This is a genomic window from Saccharopolyspora sp. (assembly GCF_017434145.1).
Taxonomy (GTDB): Bacteria; Actinomycetota; Actinomycetes; order Mycobacteriales; family Pseudonocardiaceae; genus Saccharopolyspora_C; species Saccharopolyspora_C galaxeae.
This window is the reverse complement of the sequence record NZ_JAFRFW010000411.1, coordinates 1-3235: the sequence shown is the minus strand read 5'-3', so window position 1 is coordinate 3235 and position 3235 is coordinate 1. Positions and strand designations below refer to the sequence as shown.

General features: G+C 71.4%; 2 protein-coding genes and 1 pseudogene. All 3 read left to right on the top strand.

What is annotated here, in order from left to right; genetic code table 11:
* Window positions 1-306: 306 nt before the first annotated feature.
* The gene (locus IJH84_RS11215; protein WP_295143673.1) at window positions 307-1848 is read left to right on the top strand and encodes an LCP family protein; all 1542 of its coding nucleotides are present in this window, start codon (window positions 307-309) and stop codon (window positions 1846-1848) included.
* 79 nt (window positions 1849-1927) lie between these two features.
* Window positions 1928-2854, top strand: a complete 927-nt coding sequence (locus tag IJH84_RS11210; protein WP_295143670.1) for a SurA N-terminal domain-containing protein — start codon at window positions 1928-1930, stop codon at window positions 2852-2854.
* 163 nt (window positions 2855-3017) lie between these two features.
* Window positions 3018-3235 (top strand): annotated as a pseudogene (locus IJH84_RS11205) (hypothetical protein); the annotation flags it as partial.

The window sequence follows — 3235 nt, the reverse complement described above, 5'->3', positions numbered from 1 at the left end:
TGGGCTGATCCGCCGTTCGCGCTGCTCGGCGATCGACCGTTCCGCCGAGCTCGTTGCGACGCCCGCGTTCACTCTGCCGTATTTTTTCCCTCGGAGAACGGGAAAATCGCCGCGAGGCAACCTCGTGCGCCGTCCGGCGTCTGTCAATGTGCAGGAACATCCTGACCGACGCGCGCCGTGCGGTGGACGAAAGGACCAGCGGTGGAAGGTCGCTCGCGAGGACCGCAGCACCCCGGATCCCGTCCGGGTCCCAGCCCGCGCCCGGGACCTTCGCGGCCTGGGGAAGCCACCACGGTGCGCCGCCCAGTGCCACGCAGCGACACCTGGGCCGAGCCGCCGAGGCGGCGCAGACCTGCCCGGGTGTTCGCGCGGACGATGGTCGCGCTGCTGTCGGTCGCGGTGCTGGCCACCACCGGCTACGCGTGGGCGACGCTGCGCGGCCTCAACGGCGGGCTGGCGGGTAGCGATGTGATCGGCGGCTTCAGCGAGCCGGACGGCGCCACCGACATCCTGCTGATCGGCAACGACAGCCGCACCGACGCCGATGGCAACCCGCTGCCGGACGAAGTCCTGAAAACGCTGCGGACCACCGATGACGGGGGCGGCGACCTCGCCGACACGATGATCCTGCTCCGGATCCCGCACGGTGGCGGGCGCGCCGGCGCCGTGTCGTTCCCGCGCGCACCGCTGGTGCGGTTGGGCAACGGGTTCGGGAAGAACAAGCTCAACTCCGCGATGGCCCGGGCCAAGGGCGCCGCCGAGCACCGGCTCCAGTCCAGCGGGGTCACCGACCCGAAGCAGCTCGAACTGCAGTCCAAGGCCGAAGGCCAGAAGTTCCTGATCAAGACCCTGGAAGACCTCTCCGGGGTGAGCATCGACCACTACGCCGAGGTGAACCTGCTCGGCTTCTACGACATCACCAAGGCCGTCGGCGGGGTTCCGGTGTGCCTGCTGGAACCGGTCGATGAGCCCGATTCCGGTGCGGACTTCGACGCGGGTCCGCAGCGGGTCTCCGGCGGTGACGCGCTCGCGTTCGTGCGGCAGCGGTACGGACTTCCGCGCAACGACCTGGATCGGGTGCGCAGGCAGCAGGTGTTCATGTCCGGGCTGGCGCAGGAGGTGCTGTCCGCGGGGACGCTGGCGAATCCGGCGAAGCTGTCCGAGCTGGTCTCGGCGGTGCGGCAGTCCGTGGTGCTGGACAAGGGCTGGGACGTGCTCAGCTTCGCCCAGCAGATGCGCGGCATCGCCGGTGGCGACATCGATTTCCAGACCATCCCGGTGGAACTCGTCGGTGAATCCGGGAAGGAGGACGTGACCATCGACGAGTCCGAGGTGCGGCAGTTCGTCGCGGACCTGCTGCTGCCTCCGCAGGAACGACTCGTCCGGCAGCAGGCCGAGCGGTCCGAGGCCGAGCAGTCCGAGGCCGCGCAACCGTCGGAGAGCACCGCACGGCCGGAGATCACCGCGCACGTCTACAACACGACGGGCGTCACCGGTCTCGCGGCCTCGGTGCAGGAAAACCTTGCGGGACAAGGGTTCGTCTCGGGCGAGACGGCCAACGCGAAGTCGATGAGCTCGTCGGTGGTGCGGGTCGCGCCCGGTGAGAGCGCTTCGGGCGAGCAGGTCGCGGCGGCGCTCGGGGGGCTGCCGGTGGCCGAGAGCGGGTCCGTTTCCGCCGGTTCGGTGCAGGTGTACCTGGGCAGCGACTACGACGGGCCGGGTGCGCAGAACTTCGCCGGTGCGCCGAGCCTGCGGCTCGACGGGTTGCAGCGGGCCGCGCCGCGTCCGGCGCAGTCTCCCGATCCGGAAAAACCGATCACCGCCGACGGCGTGCCCTGCGTGCATTGACCGTCCACAGCGGACGATCGAGGGTCGTGCCAGGTGGTGCGCCTTCACCCCGGGATGATCTCGTGAGAAGGTGGCCGCCGTGCGTTCCGCGATCACCCGCTCCCGCCTGCTCGGTTCCTTGGTGCTGGCCGCGATCCTGCTCGCGGGCTGCGGAAACGGACCCGCGTCCGTCGGTGCCGCGGCCTTCGTCGGCGACTCGCGGATACCGGTCAACGAGGTGCAGGGCCGCTTCCGCACCGTGCTGGACAAGGAACCCGCGGCCAAGCAGCAGCTGGACCAGCAGGGCCAGCTCGGCGAGTTCGGGCGGCGGCTGGCCACCGACCTGGTCCGCAGGCGCCTGGTGGAGCAGGCGACCCGCGACGAGGGATTGCGGGTGGACGAGCGGCAGCTCACCGAGCTGATCAACGCGGCGGGCGGGCCGGAGAAGGCCAGCGCGGGCCAGATCTACACCCCGGCCGACTTCCGCGACGCGATGCGTTCGCGGCTGCTGACCGGCGAGCTCGGCCGCAAGTACATCGATCGGCTCGGGGTGACCTACGACGTCACCTCCGCCACCAATCGGCGCGAGGCCGAGGACAAGGCGCGCCGGATGTCCCGCGGCGAGCAGGAATCCGCGGCAGTGGTGGCCGCCGACCGGCAAGCGGGCGTTGGCGCGGCCACCGGTGAGCACCTGCGTTCGGCCGAGGTGCCGGAGTTGGCGGCCGCGACGCCGCTGTTCGGCGCGCTGCCGGGTACGACGATGGCGTTCGAGCTCCAGCCGCAGTCCGGGCAGTGGACCGTGGTGCGGATCAAGCAGCGCAGCACCGAGGAGCGGGCGGCGCCGAGCGGGGCCGGTGCGGACGAGGCGAAGATGCAGGCGGTGGGCGCGCAACTGCTGCGGGTCACCGCGCAGCGGATCGGTGTGCAGCTCAGCCCGCGATACGGCGTGTGGGACGAGATCGCGCTTTCGGCCGCGCCGAGCGCGGGGGAGACGATCGGTATCGCCTTCCAGCCGCGGCGGGCCTGATGGTGCGAGGCGGCGCCCTCGGGATTCGCCGGTTTCGAGATCACCCGGACGAGGTGACGCGCCGGTGTGTCGGGCGGGGGTCCGGCCGCCGCCGCGGGCAATCTCGACGGCATGGATCAAGCGCTCCGGCAAGGCACGAACCCGTGCTTGCGACAATCGCCGCATGTCTTCCGCGCACCCGGTGACCGGCGAACATTCCGAGGGACCGAGCAGCACGTCGGATGGGACCGCGACCGGCTCGGCGGTCGTGCTCGTCGACGACCGGCTCGGCGACGTGCTCCCGGCTGCGGCGATGCCCGCGGTGCGCCGGGCCTCGGCGGTTTATGCCGCCGACGGGCTGTCCGCGGCGACCCGTTCGGCGTTGCAGCTCCCGGCGGCACC